Origin of the sequence: Klenkia brasiliensis (assembly GCF_900100695.1) — a bacterium.
GTDB lineage: Bacteria > Actinomycetota > Actinomycetes > Mycobacteriales > Geodermatophilaceae > Klenkia > Klenkia brasiliensis.
Map to the genome: position 1 here is coordinate 118633 of NZ_FNCF01000008.1, position 15775 is coordinate 134407.

Annotated in this window: 16 protein-coding genes and 1 pseudogene; 4 read left to right on the plus strand and 13 right to left on the minus strand. The window is 76.1% G+C overall.

Annotated elements, in window-relative coordinates:
• Positions 1–4: 4 nt before the first annotated feature.
• From BLT39_RS20380 to BLT39_RS20410, 7 genes are all read right to left on the minus strand, one after another.
• Positions 5–1333, minus strand: a complete 1329-nt coding sequence (locus BLT39_RS20380) for an MSMEG_0569 family flavin-dependent oxidoreductase (protein ID WP_091068487.1) — start codon at positions 1331–1333, stop codon at positions 5–7.
• Positions 1330–2181 carry a carbon-nitrogen hydrolase family protein gene (locus BLT39_RS20385; protein ID WP_091068490.1) on the minus strand — a complete coding sequence of 284 codons (852 nt, stop codon included), beginning with the start codon at positions 2179–2181 and terminating at the stop codon, positions 1330–1332. The genes BLT39_RS20380 and BLT39_RS20385 overlap by 4 nt, the downstream gene beginning before the upstream one ends.
• Entirely contained in the window at positions 2178–3629 is a 1452-nt protein-coding gene (locus tag BLT39_RS20390) for an MSMEG_0567/sll0787 family protein (protein WP_091068492.1), read from the minus strand. The genes BLT39_RS20385 and BLT39_RS20390 overlap by 4 nt, the downstream gene beginning before the upstream one ends.
• Positions 3626–4711 carry an MSMEG_0568 family radical SAM protein gene (locus BLT39_RS20395; protein WP_242658582.1) on the minus strand — a complete coding sequence of 362 codons (1086 nt, stop codon included), beginning with the start codon at positions 4709–4711 and terminating at the stop codon, positions 3626–3628. Before BLT39_RS20395 ends, BLT39_RS20390 begins: the two co-directional genes overlap by 4 nt.
• A gap of 10 nt (positions 4712–4721) precedes the next feature.
• Positions 4722–5255 (minus strand): MSMEG_0572/Sll0783 family nitrogen starvation response protein, encoded by a 534-nt coding sequence (locus tag BLT39_RS20400; RefSeq protein ID WP_207508241.1) that lies wholly within the window; start codon positions 5253–5255, stop codon positions 4722–4724.
• Positions 5256–5280: 25 nt separating this feature from the next.
• On the minus strand, positions 5281–6123 hold the full coding sequence (locus BLT39_RS20405; protein WP_091068498.1) for an amidohydrolase family protein: 843 nt from the start codon (positions 6121–6123) through the stop codon (positions 5281–5283).
• Between the two features lie 137 nt (positions 6124–6260).
• Entirely contained in the window at positions 6261–6863 is a 603-nt protein-coding gene (locus tag BLT39_RS20410) for a TetR/AcrR family transcriptional regulator (protein ID WP_091068613.1), read from the minus strand.
• 55 nt (positions 6864–6918) lie between these two features.
• Here BLT39_RS20410 and BLT39_RS20415 point away from each other — a divergent pair, with 55 nt between their 5' ends.
• Complete coding sequence (locus BLT39_RS20415; RefSeq protein WP_091068500.1) at positions 6919–7716, plus strand: SDR family NAD(P)-dependent oxidoreductase; 798 nt, start codon at positions 6919–6921, stop codon at positions 7714–7716.
• 3 nt (positions 7717–7719) lie between these two features.
• Positions 7720–8760: an aldo/keto reductase gene (locus tag BLT39_RS20420; protein ID WP_207508249.1), complete on the plus strand. Its 1041-nt coding sequence runs from the start codon at positions 7720–7722 to the stop codon at positions 8758–8760.
• A 12-nt stretch (positions 8761–8772) separates the two neighbouring features.
• Here BLT39_RS20420 and BLT39_RS20425 read toward each other — a convergent pair whose 3' ends face one another.
• The gene (locus tag BLT39_RS20425; RefSeq protein WP_091068504.1) at positions 8773–9234 is read right to left on the minus strand and encodes a MarR family winged helix-turn-helix transcriptional regulator; all 462 of its coding nucleotides are present in this window, start codon (positions 9232–9234) and stop codon (positions 8773–8775) included.
• A gap of 59 nt (positions 9235–9293) precedes the next feature.
• On the opposite strand from BLT39_RS20425, the gene BLT39_RS20430 reads away from it, so the two are divergent.
• On the plus strand, positions 9294–9662 hold the full coding sequence (locus BLT39_RS20430) for a VOC family protein (RefSeq protein WP_091068508.1): 369 nt from the start codon (positions 9294–9296) through the stop codon (positions 9660–9662).
• Positions 9663–9693: 31 nt separating this feature from the next.
• Positions 9694–10011 (plus strand): annotated as a pseudogene (locus BLT39_RS23160) (EVE domain-containing protein); the annotation flags it as partial.
• Here BLT39_RS23160 and BLT39_RS20440 read toward each other — a convergent pair.
• From BLT39_RS20440 to BLT39_RS20460, 5 genes are all read right to left on the minus strand, one after another.
• A complete protein-coding gene (locus BLT39_RS20440) occupies positions 9943–11247 on the minus strand; it encodes an MBL fold metallo-hydrolase (protein ID WP_207508251.1) in 1305 nt (434 codons plus the stop codon). The pseudogene BLT39_RS23160 and the gene BLT39_RS20440 sit on opposite strands and share 69 nt — an antisense overlap.
• Positions 11248–11295: 48 nt before the next feature.
• Positions 11296–12201 (minus strand): hypothetical protein, encoded by a 906-nt coding sequence (locus tag BLT39_RS20445; protein ID WP_091068515.1) that lies wholly within the window; start codon positions 12199–12201, stop codon positions 11296–11298.
• Positions 12198–12929 carry a response regulator transcription factor gene (locus BLT39_RS20450; RefSeq protein ID WP_091068517.1) on the minus strand — a complete coding sequence of 244 codons (732 nt, stop codon included), beginning with the start codon at positions 12927–12929 and terminating at the stop codon, positions 12198–12200. The genes BLT39_RS20445 and BLT39_RS20450 overlap by 4 nt, the downstream gene beginning before the upstream one ends.
• On the minus strand, positions 12926–14986 hold the full coding sequence (locus tag BLT39_RS20455) for an ArnT family glycosyltransferase (RefSeq protein WP_091068520.1): 2061 nt from the start codon (positions 14984–14986) through the stop codon (positions 12926–12928). Before BLT39_RS20455 ends, BLT39_RS20450 begins: the two co-directional genes overlap by 4 nt.
• Positions 14983–15775, minus strand: a 793-nt coding sequence (locus BLT39_RS20460; protein WP_207508253.1) for a GtrA family protein, incomplete at its 5' end; no start/stop codon positions are given. The genes BLT39_RS20455 and BLT39_RS20460, both read right to left, overlap by 4 nt.

Here is a 15775-nt window from a genome sequence, read left to right on the forward strand (position 1 = left end):
AGCCTCACGCGACCCGGGACGCCGAGGACGCGGCGGCCACGGCCAGCGCGCTGCCCAGGCCGGTGCGGGTGCCGGCGGCGGTGAGGTCGGTGATCCGGTCGGCGACGAACTCGGCGTCCCGGGCGATGCCCGAGAACCGGCCCGACCCCCAGGTGTGCAACCACGGCAGGCCGAGGACGAACAGCCCGGGGGCGGCCGTGACGCCGCGGACGTGGGTGGGGTAGCCGGCGCCGTCGAAGACCGGCACCTTCACCCAGGACCAGTCGGCGCGGAACCCGATCGCCCAGACGACGCTGCCGATCGCGGCGGCGTCCAGGGCGGACGGGTCCTCCGCGGGCGCCCAGACCGGCACGTAGCGGGGCTCGACGGGTGCGTCGATGCCGTGCGCGGCGATGTGCCGGTCGATGAGGTCCTTCGCGCTGTCGTCGACGGCGTCGGCCCGGTCCAGGTGCGCGGTCAGGTCCGGGGCGAACCGCAGGACGCCGTCGCGCACCCCGGTGAGCGTGCCGTAGAGCTGCATGCCCTGGGTGGCGAAGGTGCGCAGGTCGATGTCGCGGCCGCCGTCCCGGCCGGTGACGTAGTGGTTGGTGCCGACCCGGGCGGCCTCGCCGTCCCGGTGCTGCTCGACCGGCATGTCGTAGTGGCCCAGGTCGTGCAGCCAGGCCACCACGTCCCGGCCGCGGTAGCGCCGGGCGATCCGCGGCGCGCTGCCCACCGCCAGGTGCACGCGCCGGCCCGCGAGGTGCAGGTCCTCCGCGATCTGCGCGCCCGACTGGCCGGTCCCCACCACCAGCACGTCGCCCTCGGGCAGCTGGCCGGGGTTGCGGTACTGCTGGGAGTGCAGCTGGGCGATCCGCTCGGGCAGGGCGGTGGCGTAGGGCGGGACGACGGGCAGGTGGTAGCCGCCGACGGCGAGCACCACCTGGTCGGCGTGCACCTCCCCCGCGCTGGTGGCCAGGGTGTAGCCGCCCTCGGCGGCCGGGGACAGCCGGGTGACCGCGACCCCCTCGTGCACCGGCGGGTCGAAGGAGGCGGCGTAGGAGCGGACGTAGTCGACGATCTCGTCGCGCAGCATGAAGCCGTCGGGGTCGTCGCCGCGGTAGGGCCAGCCGGGCAGCTGGCACTGCCAGTTCGGGGTGACCAGGCAGAAGGTGTCCCAGCGGGCGTCGACCCACTCGTGGGCGACGGTCGCCCGCTCGAGCACCACGTGCTCGACGCCGCGCTGCACCAGGTGCCAGGAGATCGACAGCCCGGCCTGGCCGCCGCCGACGACGGCGACCGGCACGTGCTGCGGGAGGGCGGTGCGGGCAGGTGCGGTCTCGGTGAGCGTCACGCGACCGCCCCGACCCCGTAGGTCTCGGGACGGCGGTCGCGCAGGTGCCCCATCGCCCGGCGGGCCCCCGCGAGCGCCTCCCCCACGTCGATGCTGGCGACCGCGGTGCCGGGTGCGGTGCCGGTGGTGGCGAGCACGTCGCCGCCGGGCCCGACGACCTTGGCGCTGCAGACGAACCGCAGCGAGCCGAAGGTCCCCGACTGGTTGGCCGACACCCAGACGATCTGGTTCTCCAGCGCCCGGGCCTGGTCGAACAGGTCGAACCGGCGGGTCCAGCGGTCCTCGGCCAGGTCGGCGGCGGCACCGGTGCGCGAGCCCGGCCAGGCCGACATGCAGACCACGACCTCGGCGCCGTCGACGGCCAGCGTGCGGGCCGCCTCGGGGAAGGCCTTGTCGTAGCAGATCATCATGCCGATCCGGCCGACCGGCGTCTCGAAGGCGGCGAAGCCGTCGCCCGCGGCGTAGACGTTGGACTCCCCGAGCGGCTGGTGCACCTTGCGGTGCACGCCGAGCACCCCGTCGCCGGTGACCGCGACCGCGGTGTTGTACCGGTCGGTGCCGTCGGACTCGCAGAACCCGGCCGTGACCACCATGTCCCCGGCGACGGCGGCCAGCCGGGCGACCTCGGGGCCGTCGACGTCCAGGGCGGGTGGCAGTGCGTGCTCGGGCAGCACCTCGGCGACGCCGTGGTCCCCCAGGGAGGCCAGGTAGCCGCCGAGGGTGGCCTCCGGCAGGGCCAGCAGCTGCACGCCGCGGGCCCGCGCGTCGGCGACGAGGCCCTCGATCCGGGCGAAGGCGGCGTCGAGGTCACGGCCGAACGGGGCCGCGACGGCGGCGAAGGTGGTCACGGGGACTCCTCGGGTGGGCGCGGTGCACCGGTTCTGGATGCGCCGAGGCCGGTCACCGGACCGGCGAGGGCGGGGGTGGTCGAGCCGTCGGGCCAGCGCAGCAGCACGCCGGACCCGGGGACCAGCTCGCCGCAGGTGCCGGTGGTCGCCGGGCCCGCGGGGGCGACGCCGCGGTCGGCGGCGTCGGTGGTCAGGAAGGCCGAGCCGGGGAAGCAGGTGAACCAGTCGCCCACGGTCGCGGCACCCGGGCGGGGGACGGCGGCGACGTCGAGCACCGCACCGCAGCCGCTGGCCTCGGCGAGCATCCCCAGCGTGCCGACCAGGCCGGCCATGGAGACGTCCTTGGCGGCCGCGGGGGCGGTGCGCGCGACCACCGAGCCCAGCTGCTGCAGCTGCGCGGTGGTCCGGCCGGTGGTGGAGTCCCACTGGCGGCCGGTGGCACCGGCCCGCCAGCCCCCGCCCAGGTCGGCGGTGAGCCGGACCTGGTGTCCGGGGCGCCCGCCCGAGGCCGGGACGGGTCGGTCGGTGCGGCCCAGCGCGGTGACGGAGAGCGCGGCGGGGACGCCGAGCTGGGTGTGCCCGCCGAGCACCGGCACGCCCCAGGCGGCCGACCCGGCACGCAGACCGCCGACGACGCGCGCGGCGAAGGAGGCGTCGCGGGCGCCGACGGAGTCCAGCAGGCCGAGCGGGACCGCGCCCATCGCCGACAGGTCGTTGACGTTGACCAGCACGCCGCACCAGCCGGCCCACTCCGGGTCGCGCTCGACCATCGAGGGCAGGATCGCGTCGCAGGCGGCCACCACGTCGGTACCGGGCACGGGAGCGCCGTCGTCGCCGACGAACCCGGGTCCGCCCAGTCCCCCGTCCGCGGAGGAGAACCCGGCGAGCAGGCCACCGAGGGGTGACTTGGTGGCGCGCGCGAGGGCCGCCAGCCGGCCGATGGGCCAGGTCATCGCGGTGTGCGGGCGGCCGGCGATCGCCGTCGGCGCCACGACCTGCCAGCCCAGCCGGGTGAACAGGCCGGCGTAGCGGTCCTGCACGGTGGCGTCGAACCGCAGCGCGCCGGCCTGCTCGGCGCGGGCGCAGGCGGCGGCCACCAGGGCGGGGCCGATCCCGGGTGCCGACCCGGGTGCGGCGACCAGCCGGGACCCGGTCCACCAGCCCACGTCGGGCCCGCCGGGGTCGGCGGGGGCGAGCCGGACGCCGCCGAGCACCGTGCCGTCGGACCCGCGGGCCACCAGGACGACGGCGCGCGGGTCGGCGTCGGTGTCGTCGAGGTCGGTGCCGGCGAACAGGCCCTGCTCCTCGACGAACGCCCGCCGGCGCAGCTCCCGGTGGGCGGCCACCCCGGCGGCGTCGGCCTCCTCCAGCTGCCAGCCCGGGCGGGCGACGGGCAGCCGGTGGTCGACCAGCAGCACGTTGTGCTCCCAGGCCCCCTGCGCGGTCATCCGCCGGCCGCCTGCAGGGCGCTGCAGGCACCGCACGCCGCGCAGCCGGCGCCCTGGTCGGCGCCGCGCATGCCCAGCGCCCGCAGGCCCGCGGCCACCCGGGTGGTCACGTCGGCCAGCACGGCGGGGTCGGGCGCGCCCACCCCGTCGGCCATGGCCAGCGTCCCCGCCAACGGCCGGTACGGGACGACGAAGGGGTAGACGCCGCGCCGGGCCAGGTCGAGCGCGCCGGCGACGAGCTCGTCGGGGTCCTCCCCCAGACCGACCAGCAGGTAGGTGGAGACCCGGTTGCGGCCGAAGACCCGCACGGCCTCGGCCCAGGCGGCGTCGTACTGGCTCATCGGCACGCTGGCCTTGCCGGGCATCCACCGGGCACGCACGGCGTCGTCCAGCGACTCGACGTGGATGCCGATCGCGGTGGCCCCGGCGTCCTTGAGCTCACCGATGGCCGCGAGGTCCTCGGGCGCCGGCGGCTCGCACTGCACCTGGACCGGCAGCCCGGGCACGGCGGCGGTGACCGCGCGGACGCAGCGGGCCAGGTGCCGGGCGCCGCGGTCACGGCCGTTGGTGGTGCCGGTGGTCATCACCACCTGCCGCACCCCGTCGAGCCGGACGGCGGCCTCGGCCACCTCGGCCAGCTGCGCCGGGGTCTTCACCGCGGTGGTGGCACCGGCGGCGAGGCTGGCCTCGATGGCGCAGAACCGGCAGCGGTCGGCCTCGTCGTAGCGGATGCAGGTCTGCACCACGGTGGTGGCCAGCACGTCCTTGCCGTGCAGGCGGGCCAGCTTCTCGTAGGGCACGCCGTCGGCGGTGGTCAGGTCGTAGAAGCGGGGCCGCTCGACCGCCTCGGCGTCGAACCCGAGGTCGGCGCCGTCGAGCAGCAGCCGGCCCCCGCTGATCGAGTACGGGCTGTCGGGGTTGAGCGGGAGGGCGACGCCCGTGCCGTCCAGCAGCACGTGGCCGTCGTCGCTGGGGCCCGCCCCGGCCCGTCGCCGGACCGGGGCGTCGACCCGGACGCCGAGCAGCGCCAGGTCGACGCGGTGTCCCACGCGGTCGCCGGGCCGCATCGGCGTCGAGGTCATGGCCGCGCGCTCAGAGGTTGTAGGTGGAGTTGATGATGGCGCCCTTGCGGGCGTAGTGGATGAGGGCGTCCTGGACGTCCAGCGGGTGGCAGGGGATGCAGCCGGCGATCAGGTCCTCCTCGCGCAGGCCGTGCAGGCTGAGCCCGAAGCGGCAGACGTAAACCGTGCCGCCCTCCTCGATGAACTTCTCGATCTGGGCGTTGATGTTGTGCTCGCCCGGGAACGCGGAGTCGCCGGTGGTCGGGAAGCCGCGGGTGGCCATCGCGTTCATCGCGGCCGGGCCGTAGAAGTACAGGACCGACTCATAGCCCTTGCGCAGCGCGCGCAGCGCCTGCAGGCAGGCCACGAAGCTGACCGAGGACTCGTGCGCGATGCCGTGCACCAGGGTCAGGTAGCTCTCGCCCTCGCCGGCCTGGTAGTCCGGGAAGATCTTGGTCGAGCCGTACAGGTTGCTGCCCTTGGGCAGCGAGGGGTGCGGGATCTCGGCCAGGCTGGCCTCGGCGTTGGCCTTGATCTCCTCGGGCGTGGCGAGCGGCGTGGTCACAGGGGTGCCTCCATCGTGATCGGTGTCAGGTCAGCTGGTGGAGCTGCTCGAAGTTGCGGCGGAAGACCAGGTCGGCGAGCTCGCCGTCCCCGGTGGCCGCCGCGAGGCGGGCGTGCTCGCCCGCGAAGTCGCCCCAGGGCTGGTCGGAGGCGAAGAGCACCCGGTCGTGGCCGATGCCGTGCCGCTCGATCTCGGCGGCGAACCAGCGCGGGGCGAAGCCGATGGCCCAGCTGGTGTCGGTGTAGACCCGTTTGCCGGCGGCGACCCAGGCGAAGAACCTCTGCCCGATGAGCTTGATGTGGCCGCTCATCCCGCCGCCCATGTGCACGAGGTGGACGGCGACGTCGTCGGCGTAGTCCTCGACCAGGCCCGCGACCTCGTCGATGTCGCTCGCCGCGCCGGGGCTGGTGTGCACGTGGACCACGAGCCCGTGCTCCCGGGCGGCGCCGAAGATGGCGTCCAGCTGCGGCCGGCAGGCCTCGTCGGTCACCCGTCCGCCGAGCAGGAAGGAGAGCTTGAGCGCGCTGACCCCTCGCTCACCGGCGAGGGCGAGGGCCTTCTCGGTGGCGACGGCGTCCTGCGGCCGGGGGCTGGTCCACAGCCCGGCGCGGATCCGCTCGTCGGTCTGCGCGGCCTCCACCACCAGCTCGTTGAGCGCGAAGGAGGCGGTCGGGTCGGGTACCCCGTAGTTGGGGATGACCAGGGCGCACTCGGTGCCCTCGCGGTCCAGGTCGGCCCGCAGCTCCGCGATCGTGGCCCGCGCGGTGGTGTCGGGGTTGACCGGCGGGCCGCCGTAGAAGGGGAAGGCGGGCAGGACGCCGAGGTGGCGGTGCGCGTCGTGCACCCGCCGGCGCCGCCCCGTGGTCATGTCCAGAACGGTGGTCCCCGGGTGTGTCCCCGTGGTGACGTCCGGAACGAGATGTCGTTACGTCCGGACCGGGTGGCGGGCCCTCCGGCGTCGGCCAGGTTTCCGGGACCGCACAGTGCCCTGCCCCGGCGGTGCGGTCAGCGCGGCGCGGGGGTGTCCAGGGCGTGCAGGGCCTGCTCGAGGGCGGCCTCCAGCGGCCACGGGTCGTGCAGGGGCTGGCTCAGCACGAGCCCGCCCTGGATGGCCGACATGATCGACGCCGCGACCCGGTCGGGGTCCACGTGCCCGCCCAGCCGCCCGGCGTCCTGCATCCGGCGCACGCCGGCCGCCAGCAGCGCCCCCCAGTCCCGGAAGGCCTGCGCGACGACGGCGGCCAGCTCGGGGTTGCGGGCGGCGGCCTCCGACGCCAGCGAGCCGATCGGGCACGCCCACCGCCCCTGCCCGATGTAGTAGTCGACGAGCGCCTGGCGCCAGGCCTCCCAGGACTCGCGGGTGGACAGGTCGTGCACCCACGGCTCCTGCGCGGCCATCAGCTGGGCCCCCTCCCACTCGGCCACGGCGCGCACCAGCTCGTCCTTGCCGCCCGGGAAGTAGTGGAACAGCTGCGACTTGCTGGTCAGGGTCGCGGCGCGGACGTCGTCCAGCGTGGTGCCACCGATGCCGGCCGCCAGGATCTGCCGACCGGTCTCCTCCACGATGCGCTGCCGGGTCCGTCGTCCCCGCTCGGTCAGCTCGGCCACGCGGTCCACCGTACTGGACTGGACCGCTCGGTCCACTCCTGGTACGAACTGGACCATGCAGTCCAACCACGAGGTCCTGTCCACCCTCCCCCGCGACGTGCGCCTGGCCGGGCGCACCGCGTGGGTCACCGGCTCCACCAGCGGCATCGGCGAGGCCGTCGCGCACGTGCTCGCCGCCTCGGGGGCCACCGTCCTCGTCAGCGGCCGCGACGCCGACCGGGCCGACGCCGTCGTCGCGGCGATCACCGGTGCCGGCGGCACGGCCCTCCCGCTGGTCGCCGACCTGGACGCACCGCCCGCGCAGCTGCGGGAGACCGCCGCCCGCGCCGTCGAGCTGGCCGGCGGGCGGCTGGACGTGCTGGTCAACAACGCCGGCGTCTACCCGGTCGGGGCCACCGAGGACCTCGCCGACGACGACCTGGACCGCCTGCTCGCGGTCAACGTCCGGGCCCCGCACGTGCTCGTCGGCGCGCTCGCCCCGGCGATGGCCGACCGCGGCGAGGGGGCCGTGGTGACCATCGGGTCCTGGATGGCGCGGGTCGGCAGCCCCTTCGGCGCGCTCTACACCGCCACCAAGGCCGCCGCCGAGCAGCTGACCCGCTCCTGGGCCGCGGAGTACGGGCCGCGGGGGGTCCGCGTCACGGGCGTCGCCCCGGGGGCCACCGCCACCCCGGGCAACGCCGACGCCGCCGAGGTGCTCGACGCCATGACCGCCCGCACCGTGGCTGGGCGCCCGGTCCGCCCGGTCGACGTCGCCTACGCCGTGCGCTGGCTGGTCAGCGACGAGGCCGCGTTCGTGCACGGCAGCTCGATCGACGTCGACGGCGGCATCCTCGCCGCGCGGGTGGCCTGACCCGTGACCCCGCCGCTGCGCACGCTGGGCCGGTCCGGGCTGCTGGTCAGCCCCTTCACCCTCGGCACGATGACGATGGCCAACGAGCAGTGGGGCAGCGACCGCACCACCTCGGCCGCCGTCCTCGACGCCTACCTGGAGGCCGGCGGGAACGCGGTGGACACCGCCGACGTCTACGCCGGCGGGCGCAGCGAGGAGCTGCTCGGCGAGCTGCTGCGCGAGCGCGGCGCCCGCGACGACGTCGTCCTCGCGACCAAGTACGGGTTCCACCCCGGCGGCGGCCCGCTGGGCGGCGGCGCCGGACGGAGGAACGCCGTCCGGTCGCTCGAGGGCTCGTTGCGCCGGCTGGGCACCGACTCGGTCGACCTGTACTGGCTGCACGTCTGGGACGACGTGACCCCCGCCGAGGAGCTGCTGTCGACGATGGTCGACCTGGTCCGCGCCGGGAAGGTCGCCCACTGGGGCCTGTCCGACGTCCCGGCCTGGTACGCCACCCAGGTGGCCACCCTCGCCGCCGCGCACGGCGTCCCCGGCCCCGTCGCCCTGCAGGTCGAGTACTCCCTCGTGGCCCGGACCGTGGAGGGCGAGCACGTCCGGGCGGCCCGGGAGCTCGGGATGGGCATCGTGCCGTGGAGCCCGCTGGCCGGTGGGTTGCTGTCGGGCAAGTACCGGCGGGGCGAGCGGCCGGGTGCGGGGCGGCTGTCGGGCCCCAACCCCTTCGGCGACAGCAAGGACACCCCGCAGAACTGGGCGGTGCTCGAGGTGCTGCGCGAGGTCGCGGCCGACCTCGGCGCGCCCCCGGCCCAGGTGGCGCTGGCCTGGCTGCTCGACCGGCCGGGGGTGGACACCGTGCTGGTCGGCGCCCGCACGCCCGAGCAGCTCGCCGGCAACCTCGCCGCGGCCGGCACCGGGCTGACCGCCGACCTCCGCGCCCGGCTGGACGAGGCGAGCCGGCCCGAGCTCCCCTTCCCCGGGGACCTCTACTCAGCCGGGATGATGGCCGCGGTCATCACCGGCGGGGTGCCCTACCGCCGGCTCCGGTGACGCCCGCCGTCGTCAGCCGGTCGTCGGGGCGGGGGCTGCCAGGGCGTCGACCAGGCCGGCCAGGATGCGGCGGGCCTCCTGCTGCTCGCGGTCGGACAACCCCGCCAGCATGCGCAGCTCGACGGCCCGGACCGCGGCACTGGCCTGCGCGAGGGTCCGGCGGCCACGGTCGGTGAGGGTGACCGGCAGGACCCGGCCCGACGGCGCGACGTCGGGCCGGGTCACCTCGCCGGCGCGCTCGAGGGCCTGCAGCAGCACGTTCATGGACTGCCGGGTCACGAAGGCACCCCGGGCCAGCTCGGAGTTGGACAGGCCGGGCCGCTGGGCCAGCAGCTCCAGGCACGAGTAGTGCGTGATCGTCATGCCCAGCGGCCGGAGCGCTTCGTCCATCGCGGTCCGCAGGGCACTGGAGGCCTGCTTGAGCAGGTACCCGACCGACGTCGGGAGGTCGATGCCCGAACCCGCTTGACTCATGTCAGAAGTCTGACATACCGTCTGCGTGTCAAACAACTGACATCGACAGGAGCCCCACCATGGCCGTCACCGGTCCCGACTTCATCTCCCTGCAGGCCCGCGACCTCGAGGCCTCGGCCGCCTTCTACGAGCGCTACCTCGGCCTGGTCCGGGCTGGGTTCAGCCCGCCGCACGCCGTGGTGTTCGACACCCGCCCGATCGCGTTCGCGCTGCGCGACGTCGTCCCCGGCACCGACCTGGACGCGGCCCCGCAGCCGGGCGTGGGCGCCGCCGTCTGGCTGCACGCCCCCGACGCGCAGGCCATCCACGACGCGCTGGCCGCCGACGGGCACCCCATCACCGCCGAGCCGGTCGACGGTCCGTTCGGCCGCACCTTCACCTTCGCCGACCCGGACGGCTACCGGATCACCGTCCACGACCGTGCCTGAGGCCACCGGCCCCCGGTACTGGGTGGCCACCGTGAGCCTGGACCACGTCCGGGGCGCCGAGCGGGGCGGCTTCACCCAGGCCGACCACGGCGCGAGCACCCGGCTCCGCCGGCTGCGCCCGGGCGACCGGATCGCCTACTACTCCCCCCGCACGAGCCTGCGCGGCGGGACGCCGGTCCGGCAGTTCACCGCTCTGGCCACCGTGACCGGCGACGCCCCGTACCAGGTCACCGTCTCCGCCGACTTCCGGCCGTGGCGGCTGGACGTCGAGTTCCACCCGTCACGGCCGGCCGACGTCGGCCCGCTCGTGCCGCAGCTGTCCTTCGTCACCGACCCCGCGCACTGGGGCCTGCCGTTCCGCCGCGGCCTGTTCACCGTCCCCGCCGCCGACTTCGCCACCGTCGCCGACGCCATGCGGTGACCGGGCCCGGTCCTCGACCGACCCGACGGCGCTCCACCAGTCCTCGACGTCCGGCGGGTCCAGCACGTCCACCCGCCCGCCGGGCCGGGGGACGACGACCGGCACCCCGGTCCGTGCGGTCGCGGCGAGCAACCGCTGCACCGGCTCGGCCCACGGGTGGAAGGCCAGGTTGAACGTCGCCCAGTGCACCGGCAGCAGCAGGCCGCCGCCGAGGTCGCCGTGCACCTGCACGGCCTCCTCCGGCGTCAGGTGCACCGCCGGCCAGGCCGGGTCGTAGGCGCCGACGGGCAGGACCACCAGGTCGAAGGGGCCCCACCGCCCACCGATGCCGGCGAAGGCCGGCGTGTAGCCGGTGTCGCCGCCGAAGAACACCGCGCGCCGCTCGCCCCGCACCACCCACGAGCTCCACAGGGTGTTGTCCCGGCCGAACCAGCGCCCGGAGAAGTGCCGGGCCTCGGTGCAGGCCAGGGTCAGACCGGCGACCGAGGTCGTGCCGTCCCAGTCCAGCTCGACCACCCGGTCCTCGGGGACGCCCCAGCCGCGCAGGTGCTCCCCCACCCCGAGCGGGACGACGAAGGGCGCCGCGGTGCCCCGCAGCAGCTCCCGCACCGTGGGCAGGTCCAGGTGGTCGTAGTGGTCGTGGGAGACCAGCACGGCGTCGACCGGCGGGAGGTCGGCCAGCGGCAGCGGCGGCGCGTGCAGGCGGGTGGGCCCGAACAGCGGGGACGGCGAGACCCGGTGCCCCCACACCGGGTCGACCAGCACCCGGCGGCCCTCGACCTCCAGCAGCACCGTGGAGTGGCCCAGCCACGTCGCCGCCAGCTCGGCCGCCTGCGCCGGGACGTGCGGCCGGACCACCGGCACCGCGCCGACCGGCCGGCCGCGGTCCCGCTCCCGGTGCAGCTGCCGCCGCAGGCCGCCGAGGGCGCTGACCGGGGCCATCACCGGGCCGGGCAGCCGGTTGTTGAAGGTGCCGTCGCGGAACTGCGCCGAGCCCGCCGTCCCCGGCAGCGCCCCCCGGCGGCCGGCGCCGATCGCGGCGGGCAGCCCCCAGGTGGCACGGGCCAGCAGCCCGGCGGGCACGGCGACGGCCCCGGCGGCGAGCGCAGCGGCGATCGCGGTGGCGGCTCGCCGGGCCGGGCGGGCGGGAGGGCGCGACGTCACCGGACCAGTGTCCCGGCCCGTCCCGCGTCCGCGGGCCCCGACCTCGCCTCAGGTGGCGGCCGCCACCGCGGAGGCGGCGGCGTCCAGCGCCCCGGCGGCCTCGGTCCAGCTGGTCGACCCGGGGAAGGTGCCGAGCAGGACGACGACCGTGCCGTCGTGGAGCACCCCGGTGGAGTGCAGCCACCGGGTGTCGTCCAGGCAGCACATCCAGCCCTGCTTGGCCGCGACCTGGCCCGTGCCCGGCGACAGCAGGCCGAAGGTCTGGTCGAACCCGTCGGCGGCCGTCGGGGTGGTCGACCGCAGCCACCCGGTGAGCAGCTGGGCGTCCTCCCCGGTGAGCGTGTCGGCACAGGTGGCGAGCACCGTCGCCTGGTCGGCAGCGGTGGTGGTGGTCTGCCCCCACTGCCCGGCCTCGGTCGGCGGCGCCGTCCCGGTCAGGCCGAAGGTCTCGACGGCGTCCGCCACGAGGGCCTCGCCGTCGAACTCCACCCACAGCTGGTCCATCGCGTCGTCGTCGGAGGCCTCGATCGCCGACTGCATGAGCTCCAGGTCGTCGGCGGTGAGGACGACGTCCCCGGCCTCGGCCTGCAGCAGGAGCTGGTGCACCACCAGCAGCTTGACCAGCGACGCGGTGTACACCGGCGCCGACGCGTCGGCCGAGGCGAGCACGGTGTCGCCGTCGGCGTCCAGCACGGTGACCGCGATGGTCCCGCCCGCAGCCACGGCGGCGGCCTCGACCTCCGCCAGGACGGCGGCCGGGTCGCTGCCGCTGCTGCTCACCTCGCCGGTCGTCTCCCCCGCAGCGCTGGTGGCCCCGGACGCGCTGACCACCGCCGCCGTCTGCACGGAGCCTCCCCCGACGGCCGGGATGGTCAGGGCCCCGGCGAGGACGAGCACCGGCGCGCACGCCACCACCAGCCGGCGGCGGAACCCGCCGGTGCGCTGCGCCGTCACCGGGGCTGCCCCGGCCTCAGCACGTAGCCCGCACCCCGCAGCGTGTGGATCATCGGGGGTCGCCCGGCGTCGACCTTGCGGCGCAGGTAGGAGATGTAGAGCTCCACCACGTTCCCCTGGCCGCCGAAGTCGTACTGCCAGACCCGGTCCAGGATCTGGGCCTTGGACAGCACCCGGCGCGGGTTGCGCATCAGGAACCGCAGCAGCTCGAACTCCGTCGCGGTCAGGACGACGTCCTCCCCGCCGCGGGTGACCTCGTGCGTCTCCTCGTCCAGCACCAGGTCCCCCACGACCAGCAGCCCGTCGTCGGGCCCCCGCAGGGTGCGGCGCACCAGGCCCCGCACCCGGGCCACCACCTCCGCCAGCACGAAGGGCTTGGTGACATAGTCGTCGCCACCGGCGGTGAGGCCGGCGACGCGGTCCTCGACGGCGTCCCGCGCCGTCAGGAAGACCACGGGCAGCTGCGGGAGGTCGGCGCGCAGCCGGCCCAGGACCTGCAGGCCGTCCACGTCGGGCAGCATCACGTCCAGCAGGACGGCGTCGGGCCGCGTCTCCCGGGCCGCGCGCACCGCCTCGGCCCCGTCGGCGGCGGTCGTCACGTCCCAGCCCTCGTAGCGCAGGGCGAGGGACAGCAGCTCGCGGATCGGCAGCTCGTCGTCGACGACGAGCACCCGCAGCGGACTGCCGTCCGGCCGGGTCAGCCGGTCCCGGGGCGCGGCGGCGGTCATGCCTGCGGCTGCGTGAGGTCGTAGAGGGTGACGCCGTCGACGGTGGTCGCGGTGAAGGTCTCCTCCACCCAGGAGGTGATCTCCGACGACGTGGACGAACCGCTGCCACCCGCGCCACCCGTGCCGCCGCCGGCGATGAACCAGTGGACGGCGCCGTCGGCGACGTACTGCTGGAACTCCGCCAGGGTCGGCGACGGGTCGCTGCCGTTGAACCCGCCGATCGCCATGACCGGTTCCTCGGTGGCCAGCTGGTAGCCGGCCGCGCTCTGCGAGCCGGCGGCCGCCGCCACCCAGGTGTAGGAGGAGGCGTCCTCCGACAGCGCCGCGACCACCTCTGAGCCGGGGTCGGTGGCGTCGAGCAACCCGCCCATCCCGCCACCGGCCGTGCGCCCGCCGGCGCCGTCGCCGGTGCCGCCCACCGCGCCCGGACCACCCGCGACCGCGCCCGTGGGGGCCTGGAGACCGCCGGCGGGGCCGCCCTGGCCGCCCCCGGGTGCGCCCTGTCCTCCACCGGGACCGCCCTGGCCACCGCCCGGGAAGCCACCACCGCCCGGGCCGGACCCGCCGCTCACCGCCGGGCCCGCGGTGACGATCGAGCCGGTGTGCGCCGTCCCCGCGGTCTGCACGGCGTAGGCCGCCGGCCCGGCGAGGGCGGCGACGACGGCCAGGCCGAGGACGCCGCCGACGACGGCCCGCCGGGCCCGGTGCACCGCGAGCAGGCCCAGCGCTGCGAGCAGGGAGGCACCCAGCACGACCGGCGCCAGCCACGGCAGGAAGTCCGCCGACCGGCGCAGCAGCACCCAGGCCCACACCCCGGTCCCGGCGACGGTGGCCGCCAGCACACCGCGGGCCCACCAGGAACCCCGTCGCGACCACAGCAGGGACCCGCCGATCCCGACGGTCGCGGCCACCGCGGGCGCCAGCGCCACGGTGTAGTAGGCGTGGAAGATCCCGGCCATGAAGGAGAAGGTCAGCCCGGTGACCAGCAGCCAGCTGGTCCACACCAGCAGCGCCGACCGGCGGGCGTCGGCGCGCCCGGCCCGACCCGCGACCACGAGCCCCGCGACCGCGAGCACCAGGGCCGCCGGCAGCAGCCAGGCGATCTGACCGCCCTGCTCGGCGTCGAACAACCGACCCAGGCCGGTGGCACCCCAGCCACCGCCGGCGCCCCCGCCGACCGACCCGGTCTCGTCGCCGGTCAGCCGGCCCAGGCCGTTGTAGCCCCAGATCAGCTCCCACACCGAGTTCGTCTGCGACCCCCCGATGTAGGGCCGGGCGGAGGCGGGCACGAGCTCGACGACGGCGACCCACCACCCGCCGGCGACGACCATCGCCAGCCCCGCGAGGAACAGGTCGACCAGCCGCTTGCGGAACGCGGTCGGGGCGCAGACCAGCCACACCAGCGCGAACCCGGGGACGACGAGGAAGGCCTGCAGGGTCTTGGTCAGGAAGGCGGCGCCGATGAGCACGCCGACGCCGACCAGGGTCGCGCGGCGGCCCGACTGCAGGGCCCGGGTGAGCAGGTACGCGGCGAGGGTGAGCAGCAGGACGAGCAGGGCATCGGGGTTGTCGAACCGGAACATCAGGACGGCGACCGGGGTCAGCGCCATGGCGGCCCCGGCCAGCAGCCCGGCTCCGGCCGAGGTGACCCGGCGGACGGCCAGGTAGACCACGCCGACGGTCGCCACCCCCATGAGCGCCTGCGGCACCAGCAGCGACCAGGAGCTCAGCCCGAACAGCCGGACGGCGATCTCCATGACCCACAGCGAGGCCGGGGGCTTGTCGACGGTGATGGAGTTCGCCGCGTCGGAGGACCCGTAGAAGAACGCCGTCCAGCTCTCGGACCCGGCCTGCACCGCGGCGGCGTAGAAGGCGTTGGCCCAGCCCGACGCCGACAGGTCCCACAGGTACAGCAACCCGGTGGCGGCCAGCAGGCCCAGCAGGGACGGCCGCACCCACCGCGGGTCGTCGGCCGGGCCGCGCAGCACGCGGGACCGTCGGCGCGGCGCGGGGTGGTCGGCGGGTGGGGTGGTCGGCGGCGCCTCGACGGTGGTCATCGGCTGGTCTCCAGTTCGGGGTGGACGGCGGGGACGGGTGCGGCGGGCCGGGCGCGGAACACCCAGTGCCGGAGGAGCAGGAAGCGCAGGACGGTCGCGGCCGCGTTGGCCGCGACCAGGACGGCGAGCTCGAGCGCGGTGCCGGGGACGGCGACGGTGGCGTGCAGCAGGCCGAGGCTGCCGCTGGTCAGCACCAGGCCGAGGGCGAACACCAGCAGGCCCTGGCCCTGGGCGCGCACTGCGCCCGCGCGGCCGGAGCGGCCGAAGGTGAAGCGTCGGTTGGCCGCGGTGTTGGCCACCGCGGTGACCGCCAGGGCGACGAGGTTGGCCGGCTGCGGGTCCATCGTGTGCCGGAGGCCGACGAAGATCGCCAGGTAGGCCAGGGTGGAGACGGCGCCGATGGCGGCGAAGCGGACCAGTTGTCCGACCAGGCCGCTGGGGACGCCGTCGAGGGTGGGTTCGACGAGGGGGCCGCGGCCGATCTGGGCGCGCAGGTCGGCCAACGGGAGGCGGCCGGTGGTGAAGGCGCGCCACATGCGCACGATGCCGGCGAGGTCGGCGCGGGCGGTGGAGACGATGTGCACGCGGCTGTCGGGGTCGTCGACCCAGTCCACGGGGACCTCGGCGATGCGCAGCCCGGCGCGCTCGGCCAGGACCAGCAGTTCGGTGTCGAAGAACCAGCCGGTGTCCTCCACCAGGGGCAGCAGGCGGGCGGCGACGTCGGCGCGGATGGCCTTGAAGCCGCACTGGGCGTCGGAGACGTGGGTGGCCAGGGTGCCGCGCAGCAGC